This window comes from Streptomyces sp. NPDC006552, from assembly GCF_040611655.1.
In the GTDB taxonomy this organism is placed as follows: Bacteria; Actinomycetota; Actinomycetes; order Streptomycetales; family Streptomycetaceae; genus Streptomyces.
In genome coordinates, this window is sequence record NZ_JBEXOS010000026.1 from 1 (window position 1) to 20,757 (window position 20,757).

The window sequence follows — 20,757 nt, forward strand, 5'->3', positions numbered from 1 at the left end:
ACCACAACGTCGACAGCGAGATCACCGACATGCTCTCCGGCCTGGCCGACCGGGCGGGCGACATGAAGCAGATCGCGGAGCGGTGCGCCGCGGAGGCGAGGAGCACGGCCTCGACGGCGAGCAGACCGGCCAGCCGGACGGCGCTGACCTGGTGCCAGATGCCCTGCACCATGCCCTCGCTGAACGCGGTGTAGACGACGAGCAGGATCGAGCCGCGGTCGACGTAGCCGAGGATCTTCTTGTGGCGGGTGAGGAAGCCGCCGACCCAGCGGCGCAGCAGCTGGCCCGCGAGGAACGGCACGAGCAGTTGCAGCACGATCTTGACGAGCGAGTCGGTGGAGAAGCCCCCGCCGCTGTTGCCGAGCAGCGCCGCCGCGAGCAGGGGCGTCAGGACGATGCCGGCCAGGGAGGAGAAGGAGCCCGCGCAGATCGCGGCCGGGACGTTGCCGCGCGCGATCGAGGTGAACGCGATCGACGACTGGATGGTGGAGGGGACGAGCGTCAGGAACAGCAGGCCCTCGTACAGGTTCCGCGGGAGCAGGACCGGGACGAGGCCGCGGGCGGCGAGGCCGAGCAGCGGGAACACCACGAACGTGCAGGCGAGGACGGTGACGTGGAGCCGCCAGTGCCGCAGTCCGTCCATCGCCTCGCGGGTGGAGAGTCGGACCCCGTAGAGGAAGAAGAGGAAGGCGACGGCCCCGGTCGAGGCGCCGGAGGCGACGTCGGCGGCGGCGCCGCGGGCCGGGAGGAGCGCGGCGAGGCCGACCGTCCCGAGCAGCGCCAGGATGTAGGGGTCGACCGGCATCCAGCGCGGCCAGTGCAGGCGTGTCATCGGTTCCTAGCTCTCGGTTCAGGTCGTGCCCTCTCCATGGTCCTCCTGATCAGCGTGATCGGGAATCCTGCATACCGCTCTGACTGTGATCGATGTTCATGATGAGCCCGGGTAGGGTCGGGGCATGTACGACCCCGGGCAGTTGCGGACGTTCCTCGCCGTCGCGCAGACGCTGAGTTTCACGCAGGCCGCGCGACGCCTCGGGCTGCGGCAGTCGACGGTCAGCCAGCACGTGCGGCGCCTGGAGGACGCGGTCGGCCGCACGCTGTTCACGCGGGACACGCACTCCGTCGAGCTGACCGAGGACGGCGAGGCCATGCTCGGGTTCGCGCGGCGCATCCTGGAGGTCCACGAGCAGGCGGCCGCCTTCTTCACGGGGACGCGGCTGCGGGGGCGGCTGCGGTTCGGGGCCTCGGAGGACTTCGTGCTGACCCGGCTCACCGAGATCCTGGAGGCGTTCCGGCACGAGCACCCCGAGGTCGACCTGGAGCTGACGGTCGAGCTGTCGGGGACGCTGCACGAGCAGCTGGCGGCGGGCAAGCTCGATCTCGTCCTGGCCAAGCGGCGCCCCGAGGATCCGCGCGGGGAGTCCGTCTGGCACGACCGGCTGGTGTGGATCGGCTCGGAGCGGCTGCGGATCGATCCGGAGCGGCCGGTCCCGCTGATCGTCTACCCGCCGCCCGGGATCTCGCGGGCCCTGGCGCTCGAGGCGCTGGAGCGGCACGGGCGGGCGTGGCGGATCGCCTGCACCAGCGGTTCACTGAACGGGCTGCTCGCCGCGGCGCGGGCGGGTCTCGGCGTGATGGCCCACGCGCGCGGGCTCGTCCCGCCGGGCCTGGTGCGGGTACCGGAGCGGGCGGGGCTGCCGCAGCTGGGCGAGGTCGACTTCGTGCTGCTCGGCGCCGCCGGGCGGGAGCGGGGCGGCGCCGGGGCCGCGCTGGCCCGGGCGATCCTGGCGGGCGGCGACCGGCTGCACCGGGCGGCGCGGTAGCCGGCCGCCGGCCACTGAGGGTCACCGCGCGGGCCGCGCATGGCCCCGGCGGGGGCGGGGCAGACTCCCGGCGCGGGTGCTCGCCGGTCGCCTCGCCCTCGGGGCCGACCTGGTGTATCGGCCCTGGTACGGTCACCCGGAACGGCCGGAGCGGAACCGACCACTCCGCCCAAAAAGGCGGTCGGCGCGCCGCGGTGACCTCTCCGTAGGGATTCCGTGGAGACGGGTGAAGAGCGCCGGGAGATTACGCTCCCGAAACTTACTCAACCGTAAGAATTCTGTCCCGGCCCTTCCCTTGTGGCCGCATTTACCCGGCTGACCTGTGCATATTCCGCGCGCTTGCGGCAACTTGGCACCCCTCCCGCCACAGCGCGCGGTCGGGTACCGTCACCGACGCTGTGCGGAGCGCCACAAGGAGCAACTTTGCGCGAGTTCACCAATCCTGCTCTGGCGTCGGCGCCGCCGGTGGGCGGCCTGGCCGACGCCGTCTTCGATCACGCCCTGGAGGACCCCTCACACATCGCCTTCGGCCGCAAGGACAAGAACAAGCAGTGGCACGACGTCACCGCGGGCCAGTTCCGTGACGAGGTGCTGGCCCTGGCCAAGGGGCTGCTCGCGGAGGGGATCAGGTTCGGCGACCGCGTGGCGATCATGTCCCCCACCCGGTACGAGTGGACGCTCTTCGACTTCGCGCTGTGGACCATCGGCGCCCAGGTCGTCCCGGTCTACCCCACGTCCTCGGCCGAGCAGGTCTTCTGGATGCTCTACGACGCCCAGGTGACGGCGGCGGTGGTGGAGCACGAGGACCACGCGATGACCATCGCCACGGTGATCGACCGGCTGCCGCACCTCCGGCGGCTCTGGCAGCTCGACGCGGACGCCGTCGGCGAGGTCTCCGCGGCCGGCGCCCACATCGACGACGAGACGGTGCACCGCCACCGCCGCGCGGTCACTCCGGACTCGGTCGCCACCATCATCTACACGTCCGGGACGACGGGCCGCCCCAAGGGGTGTGTCATCTCGCACGCGAACTTCATGTTCGAGGCGGACACGATGGTCGCCCGCTGGGAGCCGGTCTTCGCCTCCAAGCGCGACAGCGTCGCCTCCACCCTGCTCTTCCTGCCGCTGGCGCACGTCTTCGGGCGGATGGTGCAGATCGCCGCCGTGCGCGGCGGCGTGAAACTGGCGCACCAGCCGCAGCTGAACGCGGCGGCCCTGCTGCCCGACCTCCAGGCGTTCCGGCCCACCTTCATCCTCGCGGTGCCGTACATCTTCGAGAAGGTCTTCAACGCGGCGCGCCGGAAGGCCGAGAAGGAAGGCAGATCGGGCGCCTTCGACAAGGCGGTGGAGTGCGCCGTGAAGTACGCCGACGCGCAGGAGGCCAAGGCGTTCGGCACCGGCCCCGGCCCGTCGGCGTCGCTGCGCATGCAGCACTCGGTCTTCGACAAGCTCGTCTACTCCAAGGTCCGCGAGGCGATGGGCGGCCGGGTGCGGCAGGCGATGTCCGGCGGGTCCGGGATGGACCGGCGGCTCGGCCTGTTCTTCGCGGGCGCGGGCGTCGCGATCTACGAGGGCTACGGGCTGACCGAGTCGACGGCCGCGGCGGCCGCGAACCCGCCCGAGCAGACCCGCTACGGCACGGTCGGCAAGGCCATTCCGGGCACGACGGTCCACATCGCCGACGACGGGGAGATCTGGCTGTACGGCGCCAACATCTTCCAGGGGTATCTCAATGACCCCAAGGCGACCGACGCCGCTCTGCACGACGGCTGGCTCGCCACCGGCGACCTGGGCTCCCTCGACGACGACGGCTACCTCACCATCACCGGCCGCAAGAAGGAGATCCTCGTGACCTCCGGCGGCAAGAGCGTCTCGCCGCAGCAGCTGGAGGAGCGGGTCCGGGACCACCCGCTGATCGCGCAGTGCATCGTCGTCGGCAACGACCGCCCCTACATCGCGGCGCTCGTCACCCTCGACTCCGAGGCCGTCGAGCACTGGCTCGGGATGCGCGGCAAGCAGCTGATGACCCCCGCCGACCTGGTCCGTGACGGGGACCTGGAGATGGAGGTGCGGCGCGCGGTGGTCGCCGCCAACACGCTCGTCTCGCAGGCGGAGTCCATCCGTACGTTCCGCATCCTGGCCCACCAGTTCACCGAGGAGCACGGGCTGCTCACGCCCTCGCTGAAGCTGAAGCGCAAGTCGATCGAGACGGCGTACGCGAACGAGGTCGACGCGCTGTACCGCGCCTAGGGTTGTCGGTGTGGCATTCCCGGGGCGGTCCCGGACAGGAATGCGGGTACTTCTGTGATCGTTGACCATGGGAGTACCACCCGACGACTTTAAGGATCGACACCTCGTGAGCAAGGTCCCCCCGATCATCCTGAACAACGGCGTCGCGATGCCGCAGCTCGGTTTCGGTGTCTGGCAGGTGCCGGACGACCAGGCCGAGGAGGCCGTGAAGACGGCCCTGGAGGCCGGGTACCGCAGCATCGACACCGCGGCCGTCTACGGCAACGAGGAGGGCACCGGCCGGGCGATCGCCGCGTCCGGCCTGCCCCGCGAAGAGCTCTTCGTCACGACGAAGCTGTGGAACGCCGACCAGGGCCATGACTCCACCCTGCGCGCGTTCGACACCTCGCTGGCCAAGCTGGGCCTCGACCACGTGGACCTGTACCTGATCCACTGGCCGCTGCCGGCCAGGGACACGTACGTGGACACCTACCGCGCGCTGGAGAAGATCCACGCGGACGGCCGCGCCAAGGCCATCGGCGTCTCGAACTTCCTTCCCGAGCACCTCGACCGGCTGACCGCCGAGACCTCCGTCGTCCCGGCCGTCAACCAGATCGAGCTCCACCCCCACCTCCAGCAGCACGCCGCGCGCGAGAAGCACGCGGAGCTGGGCATCGCGACCGAGGCCTGGTCGCCGCTGGGCCAGGGCAAGGGCCTCCTGGAGGTCCCGGCGATCGTCGCCATCGCGCGCAAGCACGGCCGCACGCCCGCGCAGATCGTGCTGCGCTGGCACGTCCAGCTGGGCAACGTGGTGATCCCCAAGTCCGTGACGCCGTCGCGGATCAAGGAGAACATCGACGTGTTCGGCTTCGAGCTGGACGACGAGGACCTCGGCGCGATCAGCGCGCTCAATGAGGACCGCCGGCTCGGCGGCGACCCGGCCACCTTCGACGTGGTCTGAGCGACCGTCTTCCCGTGCGGCGCCGTCCGGCCCGGGCACCCGCGGTGCCCGGGCCGTAGCCTCAGCCGGGGCGCCTGGCCATGACCACGAGCCCCGGGCCGCTGAACTCGTCGGCCGGCAGGCGCAGTTCGGCGACCGGGCGCAGCCCGGCCCGCTCGATCAGCTCGACGAACTCCGCCGGCTGCCACTGGTGGGTCGTCCAGCGCACCGAGACCCCGCCGTAGGCCTCGGTGCGCACCAGGTCCTCGTCGCCGGCATGGGTGCCGGTGATGAAGGACCCGCCGGGCTTGAGGGCCCGCGCGAACACGGTGAGCACCTGCGGCAGGACGTCGCGGGGCAGGTTGAACAGGGACCACCAGCCGAGCACGCCGCCGAGCGACTCCGCGGCGAGGTCCAGCTCGGTCGCGGAGGCGACGGAGAAGCGGCAGTACGGATAGCGCCGGCGGGCGTTCTCGATCATGCGGGGCGAGAGGTCCACGCCGGACACGTCGAGTCCGCGTTCGGCCAGATAAGCGGTGACCGTGCCGGGTCCGCAGCCGACGTCGAGGACCGGGCCCAGGCCGGCGACGGTGTCGGCGAAGGCGTCGATCGACGCCTTGAGCCAGGGGTGACGGCGGATGTCGCCCATCCCGGTCGTCGTCACCATCTCGGCGTAGGTGTCGGCCACCCGGTCGTAGGAATCACGGATCACGTCCAGATCGGCGGGACGGTCGCATGAGTGTGCGCGCATCCGCCAACGATAGGGCGGACGCGCGCACGTGTGCTGACGGGGTGGTACGGATCGGCCGTCGGGACCGGGGCTGTGTGCCTGCCGGCCCCGACGGGGTGCGGGGCGCCTACAGGGCGGGGTAGGCGTTCTTCATGAGCTCCTGGAACTGGGCGGAGAACCAGTGACCGGACACCGGCGCGTTGGGCAGCGCCCCGGACAGGTGGTTGTTGTTGCGCGGGTTACCGGTGTACGTCGGGTCGCACATGCGGTCGAAGCCCTTGCCCTCGTCGTTGTCGATGGCGGTGCTCGAACCGTCGGACTCCCCCGGCGGCTTCATCCACACGTATGCGTCGATCCCGGTGGCCGGGTCGGCCTGCGGCCGCTCACCGAGGCCGGCGCCCGCCTGGTTGCACCAGTTCCCGAGGTGGATACGGCGGTCGATGCGTCCGCCGTCCACATACGTGTCGACGCTGGTCTTCGCGCCGGGACCCGCGGGCCGGGCCGCGCCGCCCCAGCCGTTGCGGGAGGTGTCGATCAGCATGCCGAGGTGCTGGTCGAAGCCGAGCGAGACCAGCTTGGTCCGCATGGCCTGGGCGTACGACAGCTCGTCGGTGTAGCGGTTCCAGTCGACCCACTTGGACTGGCGGACCGAGACGCCGTTGACGGAGTCGTCGATGGTGAAGTTGGTCTCCTTCAGCGCGCTGTAGTTGGCGGTGTTGACGATGAAGCCGTGGACGTCGGAGAGCTTGGCACCGTTGCTGCTGGCGGTCGTCTTGAACAGTTCGGCGGAGGAGCCGAAGTTGTCGTCCCAGCCGAGCCAGCCGTGGTGTCCGGCGTCGATGTAGTTGTAGACGTTCGGGACGTCACCGAGCTTGTCGAGGGCGTAGCCGACGCCCTTCTGGTAGTTGCCGTTCGCCTTCATCACGTCGCAGTTGGGCGTGGCCGTGGGGCGGCCGCTGACGTTGGTGACGAGGTTGGGCAGCGAGTCGATCTCGATCGTCGTGACGATGCGCAGGCCCGCGTACTTGGGGTCGGCGAGGATCGCCTTGATCGGGTCGATGAAGTCGCTCTTGTACTTGTCGATGTCGTTCGGGCCGAGTTCGCCGTTGGAGGCGAGGGCGGCGCAGTCGCGGCCCGGCAGATCGTAGATGACGAGCTGGACGACCTCTTGGCCGCTGCCCTTCTGGCTGAGGGCCGCGTCGAGGTGGTCGCGCAGGCCCATGCCGCCGTCGACACCGTTGATGGCGGCGATGCGGTCGAGCCAGACGCCGGTCGGCTGGTTGGAGACCTTGCTCCCGCCCGGCTCGGCGGCGGCCTTCTTCGACCACTCCGGGTTCACGTAGACCTTGGCACCCGCGTACGGGTTGTCGACGCGGCCGCTGGGATCGGTCGGGTCGGTGGGATCGGTCGGGTCCGTCGGGTCGGTGGGATCGGTCGGGTCGGTGGCGCCGTTGCAGGTGACGCCGTTCAGCTTGAACGTGGCGGGCAGGGCGTTGGTCCCGCTGTAGGTGCCGTTGAAGCCGAAGGAGGTGGAGGCCCCGGTGGCGAGCGAGCCGTTGTAGGAGAGGCTCTTGGCGGTGACGGCGGCGCCGGACTGGCTGATGTCGGAGTTCCAGCCGCTGGTGACCTTCTGGTTGCCCGCGAAGGACCAGGTGACGTTCCAGGCGTTCACCGCGGCACCGTTGTTGGTGACGGTGACGGCGGTGGTGAAGCCGCTGTCCCACTGGTTCTGCACCTTGTAGTCGACGGTGCAGGCGGCGGCCGCGGCTGTCTGGCCGGGGGCGGGCAGTGCGGCGGCGGTACCCACGCAAGCGGCGCCGGTGAGGGCCAGGGCGGCGAGCGCGGCGGTGCCGGCGCGCGATCTGATACGGCTCATGGTGTGCGGTGTCCCTTTCATCGGGGGTTGGTGAGGGGTCTTCATCGGGGGTGGATGAGGGGTCGAGAGGTGGTCGTGGGGCGTGGGGCGGCGCGGGCGCCTCATGGGGTTGCCGTCGGGCGGCACGAGGTTGCCGCCGGGTCGGCGCTCATCCGGTCAGCTCCCGCAGGTGGTCGCGCAGGCCGATCCCGAACGCCGTGGGGGTGCCGTCGTAGTCGCTGATCAGCGACGGCCCCGAGGAGCAGTCCCAGGTGTTCCAGGTCCAGCCGAGGTAGGACAGCTTCCGGTCGTCGAACCACTTCATGACGCGGTCGACGAAGCCGTGGGCGCAGGTGTTCTCGCCGATCTCCCCCGCCACCAGCGGGACCTGGGCCGCGACGGGCGCGAGCGTGGAGTCCCAGCAGCTCTCGGTGGCGCAGGTGTTGAAGTTGTAGACGTGCCAGGCCGCGGCGAGATTGCCGGCCGGGTCGTCGGGCCGGTGGGCGAGCCACTGGCCGAGGTCGTTGGAGTAGGCGAGGCCGCCCGCGAGGATCACGTTGGTCGCGCCCGCGCCGCGCACCGCGTCGACGAGGTCCTGCATACCGGCGACCTCGTACCCGATGCCGGGGCAGGTGCCGCCGTCCCGCCAACAGGCCCACGCCTGGGCGAGGGTGGAGGTGGCGCGGTCCGGATACGGCTCGTTGAACAGGTCGAGGACGACGGCTGGATCGTCCTTGAAGGTGCTCGCCACCGACGACCAGAAGCTGGGCGCGTAGCGCGCGTCCGGCATCGGCTTCTGGCAGGTGGCGTGGATGTCGGGGCAGCCCGCCGAGTTCCCGGTGTACTGGCCGTAGGACCAGTGCATCTCCAGGATCGGCGTCATGCCGTGGGCTCGGACCTTGGTCACCAACTCCTTGATCGCGGACCGGTAGGCGGCCCCGCCGTACTCCGGCTTGATGTTGTCGAGGCCCAGCCAGCACTCCTCGTTGAGCGGGATCCGGACGGCGTTCGCCTTCCAGTCGGCGATCGCCGCGATGGACGCGTCGTCGACCGGACCGTCGAAGATCCCGTAGCCCTGGACGCACATGAACTCGGCGCCGGAGCGGTTCACCCCGAGGATCCGGTGCGGGGCGCCGCCGGCGTCGACCAGCTTGTTCCCGGAGACCTTCAGTGCCGGCGCGGTGCCGTCGCCGCCCGGATCGGTCGGATCGGTCGGGTCCGTCGGATCGGTCGGATCGGTCGGGTCCGTGTTGCAGGCCGTGCCGTTCAGCTTGAAGGCCGTCGGTACGGTGTTGGCGCCGGTGAACGCGCCGATGAACCCGGCGGAGACGCTCCCGCCGGACGGCAGCGCGCCGTTCCAGGACTCGTTCGTGGCGGTCACGGCCGCCCCGGACTGGGCCCACTTCGCGGACCAGCCCTGGGTCACCTTCTGACCGTCGGCGAAGGCGAAGGACAGGCTCCAACTGTCCTTTGCCGCACCGTTGTTGGTGACCTTCACCGCGGCCTGGAAGCCGCTGTCCCACTGCCCGGTGACGGAGTACTCCACCGAGCAGGCGGGGGCGGCCGCGGACGCGGCGGTGGTCAGGGGGACGAGTGCGGCCGCCGAGACGACGCACGCGAGCAGGGTTGCGGGTAACAGATGACGCGGGGGGTGACGCATGAGCGACTCCTTGCAGCTCGGGCGCGGCCGGCACAGGCCGGCGCGTCGACTGGTGGAACCGCTCCCACTGGTTGCGGTTGGACTGTAGAGAAGGAACTGCCGTCAAGCAACAGAGGTGTTACGAATTCTTGTTGTCGAATTAATTCGACTCTTCAACCCTCTTGACCCCCAATTGCCCCGTCCCCATCCTTGGGAGCGCTCCCACTGGTTCACAGGTTGTGGCCCCCACGCCATGGCCCACCCCCCGCTCCCTGAACCGCAAGGAGGAACCAGGGCATGCCCAAAAGACCGGCCCGGCGGCGGTGGACCGCTGTCGCGGCCACCCTGGCACTACCGCTCGCCACACTTGCGGCACTCCCAACTAACGCCCAGGCGGCGGCAGTTGAGTGCAGCGTCGACTACAAGACCAACGACTGGGGCTCCGGCTTCACGGCCGATCTGACGATCACCAACCGCGGCGCCACGGCGATCGACGGCTGGAGTCTCACCTACAGCTACGGCGGCAATCAGAAACTGACCAATGGCTGGAACGCGACCTGGTCGCAGTCCGGGAAGACGGTCACCGCGAAAAGCCTCTCCTACAACGCGAAGATCGCGGCCGGGGCCGCCGCGTCCACGGGCGCGCAATTCACGTACAGTGGCGCGAATTCAGCGCCCACCGATTTCGCGATCAACGGCACGGTCTGTGCGGGCGCCCACCAGCCCCCGATCACGGTGCTCACCAGCCCCAAGGCCGGCGCGGTCTACTCGGCGGGCGACGCCGTCCCGCTCGCCGCCACCGCCGCCGCGGCCGACGGGGCGAGCGTCTCCAAGGTCGAGTTCTACGACGACACGACGCTGCTCGGCACGGACACCTCCGCGCCGTACACGCTCGCCGCGGACGGCCTGGCGTCCGGCACCCACTCCCTGTTCGCCAAGGCCATCGACAGCCAGGGCGCGTCCGGCGAGTCGACCCCGGTCGGCATCACGGTCGCGGCGGGCCCCGCCGTGGTCGCCTCGCCGTCCCAACTCGGGGTCCAGCAGGGCAAGTCGGGCACCTTCGACGTGAAGCTGTCTACGCAGCCGGCGTCGAACGTCGCGGTCACGGTGGCCCGCACGAGCGGCAACACCGGACTCTCCGTCGCCGCCGGCGCGAGCCTGACCTTCACCCCGTCGAACTGGAACACGGCGCAGAAGGTGACCGTCGCGGCCGACGCCTCCGGCACCGGCGCGGCCACGTTCACGGTGTCGGCGCCCGGCCACACCAAGGCCGCGGTCACCGTCACCCAGCTCGCCGCCGCCAAGACGTACGACGCCCGCTTCCTCGATCTCTACGGGAAGATCACCGATCCGGCCAACGGCTACTTCTCGCCGGAGGGCATCCCGTACCACTCGGTCGAGACGCTGATCGTCGAGGCCCCGGACCACGGTCACGAGACGACGTCGGAGGCGTACAGCTACCTCCTGTGGCTCCAGGCGATGTACGGCAAGGTCAGCGGCGACTGGTCGAAGTTCAACGGCGCGTGGGGCCTCATGGAGAAGTACATGATCCCCACCCACGCCGACCAGCCGACGAACTCCTTCTACAACGCCTCGAAGCCCGCGACGTACGCGCCCGAGCACGATCTGCCGTCCCAGTATCCGGCGGCGCTCGACCCCTCGGTCCCCGTCGGCCGCGACCCGCTCGCGGCGGAGCTGAAGAGCGCGTACGGCACGGACGACGTCTACGGCATGCACTGGCTCCAGGACGTGGACAACGTCTACGGCTACGGGAACGAGCCCGGCACGTGCGAGGCGGGCCCGACCGCGACCGGCCCGTCCTACATCAACACCTTCCAGCGCGGTGCGCAGGAGTCGGTGTGGGAGACCGTGCCGCAGCCGACCTGCGACGCCTTCAAGTACGGCGGCAAGAACGGGTACTTGGACCTGTTCACCGGCGACTCCTCGTACGCCCGGCAGTGGAAGTTCACCAACGCCCCGGACGCCGATGCCCGGGCGGTGCAGGCCGCGTACTGGGCCGATGTGTGGGCCAAGCAGCAGGGCAAGGGGTCCGATGTCTCGGCGACCGTCGGCAAGGCCGCCAAGATGGGCGACTACCTGCGGTACTCGATGTACGACAAGTACTTCAAGAAGGTCGGGAACTGCGTCGGGCCGACGACGTGCCCGGCCGGCACCGGCAAGGACGCCTCGCACTACCTGATGTCCTGGTACTACGCGTGGGGCGGCGCGACGGACACCTCGGCGGGGTGGGCCTGGCGCATCGGGTCGAGCCACACGCACGGCGGCTACCAGAACCCGCTCGCCGCGTACGCGCTCTCCTCGGTGGCCGACCTGAAGCCCAAGTCCGCGACGGGCCAGGCGGACTGGGCGAAATCGCTCGACCGGCAGCTGGAGTTCTACCGCTGGCTCCAGTCGGACGAGGGTGCCATCGCGGGCGGCGCGACGAACAGCTGGGGCGGCTCCTACGGCACCCCGCCGGCCGGCACGCCCACCTTCTACGGCATGTACTACGACGAGGCGCCGGTCTACCACGACCCACCGTCGAACCAGTGGTTCGGCTTCCAGGCGTGGTCGATGGAGCGTGTCGCCGAGTACTACCAGCAGACCGGTGACGCCGACGCCAAGGCGGTCCTCGGCAAGTGGGTCGACTGGGCCCTCTCCGAGACCACCGTCAACCCCGACGGCACGTTCCGGATCCCCTCGACGCTCCAGTGGTCGGGCAAGCCGGACACCTGGAGCGCGGCGAGTCCCGGCGCCAATGCGGGACTTCACGTGACGGTCGCCGACTACACGAACGACGTCGGGGTCGCCGCGGCCTACGCCAAGACGCTGACGTACTACGCCGCCAAGTCCGGTGACGCGGCAGCGAAGACGACGGCGAAGGCGCTACTGGACGGCATGTGGGACCACGACCAGGACGCGCTCGGCATCGCCGTGCCGGAGACCCGGACCGACTACAGCCGGTTCGACGACCCGGTCTACGTGCCCAGCGGCTGGACGGGCACGATGCCGAACGGGGACACGGTCAACTCCTCGTCCACGTTCGCCTCGCTGCGCTCCTTCTACAAGGATGACCCCAACTGGCCGAAGGTCGCGGCCTACTTGGCCGGCGGCGCGGCGCCGACGTTCACGTACCACCGGTTCTGGGCCCAGGCGGACATCGCACTCGCCATGGGTTCGTACGCGGAGCTGCTCGAGTAACGCCCCGCTGCAGGCAGCTCCGTGTGCACCGGGCCGGGCGGGCCCCCTCCCCGGGGACCGCCCGGCCCTCTCCCCTGCTCCCCTGGTACCTGGAGACCTCATGCGCAGACCCCGCTCGCCCCTGGCCGGCGTACTCGCCCTCGTGGCGGGCCTGTTGACGTCCGGCGCGGCGACGGCGGCCACCCCGCCGCCGGACGCCCGGATGTCCGCGGCGACGTCCGTGGCCGCCGACACGTACACCTGGAAGAACGCCCGCGTCGACGGCGGCGGCTTCGTCCCCGGCATCGTCTTCAACCGCTCCGAGAAGAACCTCGCCTACGCCCGTACCGACATCGGCGGCGCCTACCGCTGGGACCAGGCGGCGAAGCGCTGGACCCCGCTGCTCGACTCGGTCGGCTGGGACGACTGGGGCCACACGGGCGTCGCCTCCCTGGCCTCGGACACCGTGGACCCGGACCGGGTGTACGCGGCCGTCGGCACGTACACGAACGACTGGGACCCCGGCAACGGCGCGGTCCTGCGCTCCGCCGACCGCGGAGCGACCTGGCAGAAGGCGGACCTGCCCTTCAAGCTCGGCGGGAACATGCCCGGCCGCGGCATGGGCGAGCGGCTCGCCGTCGACCCGCACGACAACAAGGTGCTGTACCTGGGCGCGCCGAGCGGCAAGGGGTTGTGGCGTTCGACGGACGCGGGCGTGACGTGGTCGCAGGTCACGTCCTTCCCGAACCCCGGCACGTACCGGCAGGACCCGTCCGACGCGTCGGGCTACGCCTCCGATCTCCAGGGCGTGGTGTGGGTGACGTTCGACGAGTCGACGGGCGCGGGCACGGGCCGGACGCGGACGATCTACGCCGGCGTGGCCGACAAGGACAACGCGGTCTACCGTTCGACGGACGCGGGCGCCACCTGGCAGCGCCTGCCCGGCCAGCCCACCGGCTACCTCGCGCACAAGGGCGTCCTGGACGCGGAGAACGGCTACCTCTACCTCGCGTACAGCGACACGGGCGGACCGTACGACGGCGGCAAGGGCCAGGTCTGGCGGTACGCGACCGGGACCGGCGCGTGGACGGACATCAGCCCGGTCGCGGAGGCGGACACCTCCTACGGCTTCAGCGGACTGACCGTCGACCGGCGGCATCCGGGCACGGTCATGGTCTCCGGTTACAGCTCCTGGTGGCCGGACACGCTGATCTTCCGCTCCACGGACAGCGGCGGCACGTGGACGAAGGCGTGGGACTACTCCGCGTACCCGCAGCGCGCGAACCGCTACACCATGGACGTCTCCTCGGTCCCATGGCTGACCTGGGGCGCGGACCCGGCCCCGCCCGAGCAGACACCGAAGCTCGGCTGGATGACGGAGGCGCTGGAGATCGACCCGTTCGACTCCGACCGGATGATGTACGGGACGGGGGCGACGATCTACGGTTCCGAGGACCTGGGCGCCTGGGACAGCGGCGGTAAGATCACCATCACCCCGATGGTGAAGGGCCTGGAGGAGACGGCGGTCAACGACCTCGCCTCGCCGCCGTCCGGCGCGCCGCTGCTGAGCGCGCTCGGGGACATCGGCGGTTTCCGGCACACGGACCTGACGAAGGTGCCGTCGATGATGTTCACGAGCCCGAACTTCACGACCACGACGAGCCTGGACTTCGCCGAGTCGAAGCCGGCGTCGACCGTTCGCGCCGGCAATGCCGACGCGGGCGCACACGTCTCCTTCTCCTCGGACAACGGCGCCACCTGGCACGCGGGCAGCGATCCGGCCGGTGTGACGGGCGGCGGCACGGTCGCGGTGTCGGCGGACGGCGGCCGGTACGTGTGGAGCCCGGAGGGCGCGGGGGTGCAGACGGGGTCGGGGTCGTCGTGGACGGCGGCGAGCGGGGTGCCGGCGGGCGCGGTGGTGGAGTCGGACCGAGCGGACGCGGACACCTTCTATGCCTTCAAGTCCGGCACGTTCTATGCCAGTTCCGATGGCGGGGCGACGTTCGCGGCGAAGGCGTCGAGCGGGCTGCCGACGGACGGCCCGGTGCGGTTCAAGGCGGTGCCGGGCGCGAAGGGCGACATCTGGCTGGCGGGCGGTTCGGCGCAGGGCGCGTACGGGCTGTGGCACTCGACGGACGGGGGCGCCACCTTCACCAGGCTGGCGAACGTCACCGAGGCGGACACGGTCGGCTTCGGCAGGGCTGCGCCGGGCGCGCGCTATCAGACAGTCTTCACCAGCGCGAAGATCGGCGGCGTACGGGGCATATTCCGCTCCACGGACGCGGGCGCGAGCTGGACCCGGATCAATGACGACGCGCACCAGTGGGGCTGGACCGGCGCGGCGATCACCGGCGACCCGCGGGTCTACGGCCGGGTGTATGTGTCGACGAACGGGCGGGGGGTGGTCTACGGGGACCCGGCGGACACGCCGACGGAGCCGGGCGACGGCGGTCCGGGCGAGGCGGGCTGCTCGGTCGCGTACAAGGTCACCAACGCCTGGCCGGGCGGATTCCAGGCGGAGGTGACGGTGACCGACACGGGTCCGTCCGCGTGGAACGGCTGGTCACTGGCGTGGACGTTCCCCTCCGGACAGCGCTTGGCGCAGGCGTGGAACGCGGAGGCGAGCCAGTCGGGTGCGGTGGTGACGGCGAAGGACGTGGGCTGGAACGCCAAGGTGGCGAGCGGCAGTTCGGTGTCGTTCGGCTTCACCGGCACCCGTGCGTCGGCGAACGCGAGCCCGGCCGTGTTCACGGTGGGCGGGGAGGAGTGCGGGGTCGGCTGACGGCGGGGCGGGGGGGTGACCGGCCGGGTGGCGCGCAGCTGCCCGGCCGGTCTCGCGTCCGGGGCCGGGCGGCGTGGCGGGCCTCGCGCGGGCGGGCTGGGCCCAGCGTGCCCGGCGCCCGGGTGGACTCCCACTCAGCCCCTGACCCTCCACCTGGTCACGAATACATCACCAGCGCTTCACATCACCTTCACCAATGACCCGTCCGGGCCGTACGCTCCCTCCCTCACCACCGTGTTCAGGTCCAGGGGGACACCATGGCCCATCCGTACATACCCGCACCGCCACCAGGTCCGCCCACCCGGCCCGCGCCGAAGTGGGCCCGAAAGCGCATCGTGCTCCCGGCCCTGGGGGTCGCGGTCCTGCTGGGCGCGGGGATCGGCGCCGCGGGCGACGACGGCAAGGACGGCAGCGCCACGGTCGCGACGGCGCGGATCCGGCCGGCCCCCACCGTCACCGTCACGGCGACGGCCACCGCGACGGCCACGGAGACAGCCGACCCCGAACCCGCGCCGACGGTGACCGCCACCAAGACCGTGAAGGTGAAGGTCACCGTGACCGCGAAGGCGGCCTCGGGTTCGGGCGGCGGAAGCGGGGGCGGTACGAGTGGAGGGAGCGGAAGCAGCGGCGGGGGTACCAAGGCCGGCACCTGCTCCCTCACCTCGAACGCGGGCAACTGCTACGCGGCCGGCCAGTTCTGCCGCAACGCCGACCACGGCGCCTCCACCACCACGGCGGGCGGCGCGGCGATCACCTGCCGGTACAGCGGGAGCGCCTGGCGCTGGACGAGCGGCTGAGGGAGAGCGCCGTGCCCTGTCCGGCTTTCAGGGAGTCGAGATGGTCGGACGCGGCGCCGTCGCCATGCCCGCGCCCAGGAAGAAGCTCGGGTGCGGCGGCTGGTTGTAGGCCGTGTTCTGCCAGGCCAGCGCCGTGCGGTACTGGGTGTCGTGGAGGAGCGTGGTGATGCGGGTGGCGGTTTCGACGGGGGTCGAGTAGATGCGGAGCGCCGTGTTGTTCGTCGTCGGCCAGACGACCTCCTCGCGCCAGTCGCCGAGGATGTCTCCGGACAGGGCCGGGGTCGCCTTCGTGCCGCTGTCGGAGTGGACCCCCGAACCGGTCAGGAGTCGGGTGTCGGCCGTCGTGCCGTACTTGTCGATGTGCGTGGCGTCGAGGAGTTCGCGGGTGGTGTCGCCGTCCCACCAGGAGAGGAAGTTCGCGGAGGACGGCTTGCGGGAGGCGACGACCGTGCCCTTCGGGCCACGGATGCCCGACTCCGACGACGACCAGGACTCGGCGCCCGGACTGCCGGGCCAGATGTCGCCGGAGACACCGCGGCCGTTGTCGCCGCCGGCACCCGTCGACCAGAGCACCGCGCCGGTCTTCGCGTCGGCCATCCACGACGAAGGCTTGGCACCGTCCTCGTCGACCTTGAACTCCTCCAGGCCCGCGCGGGACGGGTCGAGGTCACCGACGTGCATGGCGTGGCCGTGGCCGTTCCTCGTGGTCCACAGGGCGGAGCCGTTGTCGTCGACGGCCATCGCGCCGTAGACGATCTCGTCCTTGCCGTCCCCGTCGGCGTCCGCGACGGAGAGCTGGTGGTTGCCCTGGCCGTCGTACCCCTTGCCGCTGTTGGTCGAGGAGTTGGTGTCGAACGTCCAGCGTCGTGTGAAGGCACCGCCGCGCCAGTCCCAGGCCGCGATCACGGACCGCGTGTAGTAGCCGCGCGCCATGATCAGCGAGGGCCGGGTCCCGTCCAGGTAGGCGGTGCCCGCGAGGAAGCGGTCGACGCGGTTGCCGTACGCGTCGCCCCAGGCGGAGACCGTGCCGCGCGCGGGGACGTAGTCGACGGTGTCCATCGCGGCGCCGGTCCGCCCGTCGAACATCGTCAGGTACTCGGGGCCGGAGAGCACGTAACCGCTGGAGTTGCGGTGGTCGGCGGCGGCGCTGCCGATCGTCCTGCCCTGGCCGTCGACCGTGCCGTCCGCCGTCTTCATGGCGATCTCGGCCCGGCCGTCGCCGTCGTAGTCGTAGACCTGGAACTGCGTGTAGTGCGCGCCCGAGCGGATGTTGCGGCCCAGGTCCGCGCGCCACAGCCGGGTGCCGTCCAGTTTCACCGCGTCGATGATCGTGTTGCCGGTGTAGCCGGACTGGGAGTTGTCCTTGGCGTTGGTGGGCTGCCACTTCAGGACGAAGTCGAGGACGCCGTCGCCGTCGAGGTCGCCGACGGAGGCGTCGTTGGCCTCGTAGGTGTAGGCGACGCCGTCGGGGGTGGTGCCGCCCGCGGGCGGGGTGATCGGTACGTCCTTGTAGCCGGTCCGGAACTGGATCGCGTGTGCCGAGTCCGCCTGCTCGGCGCCGTTGACGACGGCGCGGACCGTGTAGTCGGCGGAGTTCGGGGCGCCGGGGTGGAAGTAGTTCGTGGAGCCGGTGACGGGGGCCGCGTTGACCTTCGTACCGGCGCGGTAGACGTTGAAGGAGACGTTGTCGGGGTCCGTGCCCAGCCAGCGCCAGGTGAGGAGGTTGCCGGCGTCGGTGTGCACGCTGACCAGGCCGCGGTCGAGCCGCTCGGCCTGCCGGGCGGTGGCCGCGGTGGCGCTGTCGCTGGGCAGCAGCGTCAGGGAGGCGGCGGTCAGCGCCGCTGCGGTGGTGACGGCGAGCAGGAGACGGCGGGGTCCGCGACGGGGGCGGAGGTGACGCATGCGGGGCTCCCAGGGGTGGGGGGGTGGATTGGTCCGTGGGGCTACACACCGTCAGTTGCCGCCGGGCGGAGTTGAGTTGCCGCGCGCGTACTTAAGGGGCCGGTCTGTCCGGCTCGGAGCCAGCGGGCCGCATATCCCGCCCTGTTCCGGCGCCCCTTGACTTCGCGTGCGCTCCAACACGTTGACTCCTGCCACAGCCCGGCCCGCACCCGGCGGCCGGGCTCCACGAGGGGGCCCGCATGAAGTACCGCACCATCGGCATGGACCCGGCGACGCGCCGCGAGGTCAGTGTGCTCAGCCTGGGCGCCATGTTGTTCGGCACGCTCACCGAGGAGAGGACGGCGTTCGCGATCCTCGACCGGTACGTCGAGGCGGGCGGCACGTTCGTCGACACGTCGGACAACTACGCGTACTGGCAGACCGGCAGCGTCGGCGGCGAGAGCGAGACGGTGCTCGGGAACTGGCGGCGCAGCCGCGGCATCGGCGACGAGGTCGTGATCGCCACCAAGCTGGGCGCGGCGCCGCTCGCGCCCGGCACCGGGTACGTCGACAACGCCGAAGGGCTCTCCGCGGCGGCGATCCGCGCGGCCGTGGCCGGCAGCACCGCCCGGCTCGGCATGGAGCGGCTGGATCTGCTGTACGCCCACATCCCGGACCCGAAGGTCGAACTGGCCGAGACCGTGCGGGGGTTCGGGGCGCTGGTGAACGAGGGGACGGTCGGGCTGCTCGGGGTCTCCAACCACTGGGCGTGGCAGGTGGAGCGGGCCCGCGCCCTCGCGCGGGCCGCCGGACTGCCCGGCTACGAGGTGCTCCAGTACCAGCACAGCTACCTGCGGCACCGCACCGATCTGCCGAGCGCGCTGTCCCCGGACGGCGAGCTGGGCACCGCCGACGGCAACCTGCTCAGTATGGTGCGCGCCGAGCGGGACCTCACGCTCGTCGCCTACTCTCCGCTGCTCGGCGGCGCGTACGTACGGGACGACAAGCCGCTGGGCGCGGGCCACGACCACGGCAGCACGCAGGCCAGGCTGGCGGCGCTGCGCGACGTGGCGAAGTCGGCGGGGGCCACCGTCAACCAGGTGGTGCTGGCCTGGATGACGGGCGCCGAGGTCCCGGCGCTTCCGCTCGTCGGGGCGTCGTCGGTGGCGCAACTCGACGAGAGCCTCGCCGCGGTCGACCTGGTACTGACACCGGAGGAACGGGCCCGCCTGGACGCGGTCTGACCACGGGCGCGGCGGCCCGGTTCAGCGGCCGGGTGCCGGCACCGTGCAGGTGGGGCCGGGGCGCGGAGTCTCCGGGTGCGGCAGCCGTTCCAGGCGCCGGGCCGGCTCCTCGCCGCCCGCCGCGCAGACCCGCCCCGCCCGGACGTCGCGCGCGAGGCGGTCCGGGGTACGGCCCTGGCAGTGCCCCACGAACGTCACCCGGCCGCGGGGGCGCAGTCCGTGTCCGGCCGCGTGCGCGATGACACGTTCGGCGGCGTCGGCGGGGCGGCGGTCGTGGAACGGCTCGACCAGGGCGCACAGGTCGCTGCCGACCAGGTGGGCGGCGTCCTTGTCGACCGTGGCGAGGGAGACGCCACCGGGGCGCAGCACCCGGGCCGCCTCGGCGACGACGGGAGCCGGGTCGGCGAGGAGGTGCAGCAGCCACAAGTGGGTGGACCGGGCCCCGGTCAGGTCGCCGCGTGCGCCGGCGCCAACTCATCGACCCGCGCGGCGAGTTCGAAGTCCTTTCCGGTCACCGCGCCGCCCGCGTCGTGGGTGTGGACGGCGAGGGTGACGGTGTTGTAGCCGAGGGTGAGGTCGGAGTGGTGGTCGAGCTCCTCCTGGATCTGGGCGATGTGCACGACGAAGGCGGTGGCCGCGAGGTGCGTGCGCAGCCGGTAGGTGCGGGTGATGCGGTCGCCGTCGAGTGACCAGCCGGGCAGTTCGGCGAGGCGGTCCTCGATCTCCTTCTGGGAGAGCGGTTGCGTAGGCATGCCTCCAGCCTGCCACCCCTGCCGGGTTACGGTCTCCCCATGGCGGATGCGACGCGCACGAACACGTCCGAGGTGGGCCGGCTGCTGCGCGGCTGGCGCGAGCGGCGGCGGGTCAGCCAGCTGGAGCTGGCGCTGCGCGCGGACTCCTCGGCGCGGCACATCAGCTTCGTGGAGACGGGCCGCTCGCGGCCGAGCGAGGAGCTGGTCCTGCGGCTCGCCGAACATCTGGACGTGCCGGTGCGGGAGCGCAACTCCCTGCTGCTCGCCGCCGGTTACGCGCCGCGGTTCACCGAGACCCCGCTCGACGACGCCGCGCTCGGCCCGCTGCGGGACGGGCTGGAGCAGCTGCTGCGCGGCTACGAGCCGTATCCGGCGCTGATCGTCGACGCCACGTACGACGTGGTCGCCGCCAACCGGGGTCTCACGGCGCTGCTGTCCGCGCTGCCCGAGGAGCTGTTGGAGCGCCGGCCGATGAACGCGATGCGGCTCACGCTGCACCCGCGGGGTCTCGCGCCCCGGATCAGGAACCTGCGCGCGTGGCGCGGGCACCTCCTCGCGCAGATGGAGCGGCAGATCGCCCTGGCGCGCTCGCCGCGGCTGCGGGAGCTGTACGAGGAGGTGGCCGCGTACCCGGTGCCGGAGGGAGCGGACCGTGCCGGGTCCGCCGGGCCGGTGTCGTACGTCGCGCTGCCGATGGTGCTGGAGCACGACGGGCACGTGCTGTCGTTCGTGTCGTCGATCTCGACGTTCAACACGCCGATGGACGTGACGGTCGCAGAGCTGGCCGTGGAGACGCTGCTCCCGGCGGATCCGGCGACGGCCAAGTACCTCCGCACCGAGCTGGGCTGAGCCGCCCGCACCGGACGCGCTCGCTGGGCCGCCCGGGTGACGGCCGCCGGGACCGT

General features: G+C 71.4%; 15 protein-coding genes. 8 read left to right on the forward strand and 7 right to left on the reverse strand.

The features are described from left to right. Positions 1 to 832 (reverse strand): bile acid:sodium symporter family protein (locus ABZY33_RS17015; RefSeq protein ID WP_356492367.1); only part of this gene is annotated, 832 nt, incomplete at its 3' end. A 124-nt stretch (positions 833 to 956) separates the two neighbouring features. Here ABZY33_RS17015 and ABZY33_RS17020 point away from each other — a divergent pair. From ABZY33_RS17020 to ABZY33_RS17030, 3 genes are all read left to right on the forward strand, one after another. After that, positions 957 to 1,823, forward strand: coding sequence for a LysR substrate-binding domain-containing protein (locus ABZY33_RS17020; RefSeq protein WP_356492368.1), 867 nt, complete (start codon positions 957 to 959; stop codon positions 1,821 to 1,823). Between the two features lie 423 nt (positions 1,824 to 2,246). Further along, positions 2,247 to 4,073, forward strand: coding sequence for an AMP-dependent synthetase/ligase (locus tag ABZY33_RS17025; protein WP_356492369.1), 1,827 nt, complete (start codon positions 2,247 to 2,249; stop codon positions 4,071 to 4,073). Positions 4,074 to 4,140: 67 nt separating this feature from the next. Beyond that, positions 4,141 to 5,013 carry an aldo/keto reductase gene (locus ABZY33_RS17030; protein WP_356492370.1) on the forward strand — a complete coding sequence of 291 codons (873 nt, stop codon included), beginning with the start codon at positions 4,141 to 4,143 and terminating at the stop codon, positions 5,011 to 5,013. 61 nt (positions 5,014 to 5,074) lie between these two features. On the opposite strand, the gene ABZY33_RS17035 is transcribed toward ABZY33_RS17030, so the two are convergent. The 3 genes from ABZY33_RS17035 to ABZY33_RS17045 all read right to left on the reverse strand — a co-directional run bounded on the left by ABZY33_RS17035 (position 5,075) and on the right by ABZY33_RS17045 (position 9,237). Beyond that, positions 5,075 to 5,743, reverse strand: coding sequence for a class I SAM-dependent methyltransferase (locus ABZY33_RS17035; protein WP_356492371.1), 669 nt, complete (start codon positions 5,741 to 5,743; stop codon positions 5,075 to 5,077). Positions 5,744 to 5,849: 106 nt separating this feature from the next. Further along, positions 5,850 to 7,598 carry a glycoside hydrolase family 6 protein gene (locus tag ABZY33_RS17040; protein ID WP_356492372.1) on the reverse strand — a complete coding sequence of 583 codons (1,749 nt, stop codon included), beginning with the start codon at positions 7,596 to 7,598 and terminating at the stop codon, positions 5,850 to 5,852. Between the two features lie 148 nt (positions 7,599 to 7,746). Next, positions 7,747 to 9,237 carry a cellulose binding domain-containing protein gene (locus tag ABZY33_RS17045; RefSeq protein WP_356492373.1) on the reverse strand — a complete coding sequence of 497 codons (1,491 nt, stop codon included), beginning with the start codon at positions 9,235 to 9,237 and terminating at the stop codon, positions 7,747 to 7,749. A gap of 276 nt (positions 9,238 to 9,513) precedes the next feature. On the opposite strand from ABZY33_RS17045, the gene ABZY33_RS17050 reads away from it, so the two are divergent. The 3 genes from ABZY33_RS17050 to ABZY33_RS17060 all read left to right on the forward strand — a co-directional run bounded on the left by ABZY33_RS17050 (position 9,514) and on the right by ABZY33_RS17060 (position 15,975). Continuing rightward, on the forward strand, positions 9,514 to 12,417 hold the full coding sequence (locus tag ABZY33_RS17050) for a glycoside hydrolase family 48 protein (RefSeq protein WP_356492374.1): 2,904 nt from the start codon (positions 9,514 to 9,516) through the stop codon (positions 12,415 to 12,417). Between the two features lie 100 nt (positions 12,418 to 12,517). After that, positions 12,518 to 15,178, forward strand: coding sequence for a cellulose binding domain-containing protein (locus ABZY33_RS17055; RefSeq protein WP_356492375.1), 2,661 nt, complete (start codon positions 12,518 to 12,520; stop codon positions 15,176 to 15,178). Between the two features lie 257 nt (positions 15,179 to 15,435). Further along, a complete protein-coding gene (locus ABZY33_RS17060; RefSeq protein WP_356492376.1) occupies positions 15,436 to 15,975 on the forward strand; it encodes a hypothetical protein in 540 nt (179 codons plus the stop codon). Between the two features lie 27 nt (positions 15,976 to 16,002). Here the strand turns inward: ABZY33_RS17060 and ABZY33_RS17065 are convergent, their stop codons facing one another. Further along, entirely contained in the window at positions 16,003 to 17,877 is a 1,875-nt protein-coding gene (locus tag ABZY33_RS17065) for a rhamnogalacturonan lyase (protein ID WP_356492377.1), read from the reverse strand. A 239-nt stretch (positions 17,878 to 18,116) separates the two neighbouring features. Between ABZY33_RS17065 and ABZY33_RS17070 the strand changes: the two genes are divergently transcribed. Continuing rightward, positions 18,117 to 19,100 (forward strand): aldo/keto reductase, encoded by a 984-nt coding sequence (locus tag ABZY33_RS17070; protein WP_356492378.1) that lies wholly within the window; start codon positions 18,117 to 18,119, stop codon positions 19,098 to 19,100. A gap of 21 nt (positions 19,101 to 19,121) precedes the next feature. On the opposite strand, the gene ABZY33_RS17075 is transcribed toward ABZY33_RS17070, so the two are convergent. Both ABZY33_RS17075 and ABZY33_RS17080 read right to left on the reverse strand, forming a co-directional pair. Further along, positions 19,122 to 19,526: a hypothetical protein gene (locus ABZY33_RS17075; protein WP_356492379.1), complete on the reverse strand. Its 405-nt coding sequence runs from the start codon at positions 19,524 to 19,526 to the stop codon at positions 19,122 to 19,124. A gap of 20 nt (positions 19,527 to 19,546) precedes the next feature. Continuing rightward, on the reverse strand, positions 19,547 to 19,852 hold the full coding sequence (locus ABZY33_RS17080) for a 4a-hydroxytetrahydrobiopterin dehydratase (RefSeq protein WP_356492380.1): 306 nt from the start codon (positions 19,850 to 19,852) through the stop codon (positions 19,547 to 19,549). Positions 19,853 to 19,891: 39 nt separating this feature from the next. Here ABZY33_RS17080 and ABZY33_RS17085 point away from each other — a divergent pair, with 39 nt between their 5' ends. Then, positions 19,892 to 20,701 carry a helix-turn-helix transcriptional regulator gene (locus ABZY33_RS17085; protein WP_356492381.1) on the forward strand — a complete coding sequence of 270 codons (810 nt, stop codon included), beginning with the start codon at positions 19,892 to 19,894 and terminating at the stop codon, positions 20,699 to 20,701. Positions 20,702 to 20,757 lie beyond the last annotated feature (56 nt).

Bases quoted from the DNA above. Each gene is read 5' to 3' on its own strand.
- ABZY33_RS17020 (WP_356492368.1), top strand. From the start codon at position 957: ATGTACGACCCCGGGCAGTTGCGGACGTTCCTCGCCGTCGCGCAGACG.
- ABZY33_RS17030 (WP_356492370.1), top strand. From the start codon at position 4,141: ATGGGAGTACCACCCGACGACTTTAAGGATCGACACCTCGTGAGCAAG.
- ABZY33_RS17035 (WP_356492371.1), bottom strand. From the start codon at position 5,743: ATGCGCGCACACTCATGCGACCGTCCCGCCGATCTGGACGTGATCCGT.
- ABZY33_RS17040 (WP_356492372.1), bottom strand. From the start codon at position 7,598: ATGAGCCGTATCAGATCGCGCGCCGGCACCGCCGCGCTCGCCGCCCTG.
- ABZY33_RS17045 (WP_356492373.1), bottom strand. From the start codon at position 9,237: ATGCGTCACCCCCCGCGTCATCTGTTACCCGCAACCCTGCTCGCGTGC.
- ABZY33_RS17050 (WP_356492374.1), top strand. From the start codon at position 9,514: ATGCCCAAAAGACCGGCCCGGCGGCGGTGGACCGCTGTCGCGGCCACC.
- ABZY33_RS17055 (WP_356492375.1), top strand. From the start codon at position 12,518: ATGCGCAGACCCCGCTCGCCCCTGGCCGGCGTACTCGCCCTCGTGGCG.
- ABZY33_RS17060 (WP_356492376.1), top strand. From the start codon at position 15,436: ATGGCCCATCCGTACATACCCGCACCGCCACCAGGTCCGCCCACCCGG.
- ABZY33_RS17065 (WP_356492377.1), bottom strand. From the start codon at position 17,877: ATGCGTCACCTCCGCCCCCGTCGCGGACCCCGCCGTCTCCTGCTCGCC.
- ABZY33_RS17070 (WP_356492378.1), top strand. From the start codon at position 18,117: ATGAAGTACCGCACCATCGGCATGGACCCGGCGACGCGCCGCGAGGTC.
- ABZY33_RS17080 (WP_356492380.1), bottom strand. From the start codon at position 19,852: ATGCCTACGCAACCGCTCTCCCAGAAGGAGATCGAGGACCGCCTCGCC.
- ABZY33_RS17085 (WP_356492381.1), top strand. From the start codon at position 19,892: ATGGCGGATGCGACGCGCACGAACACGTCCGAGGTGGGCCGGCTGCTG.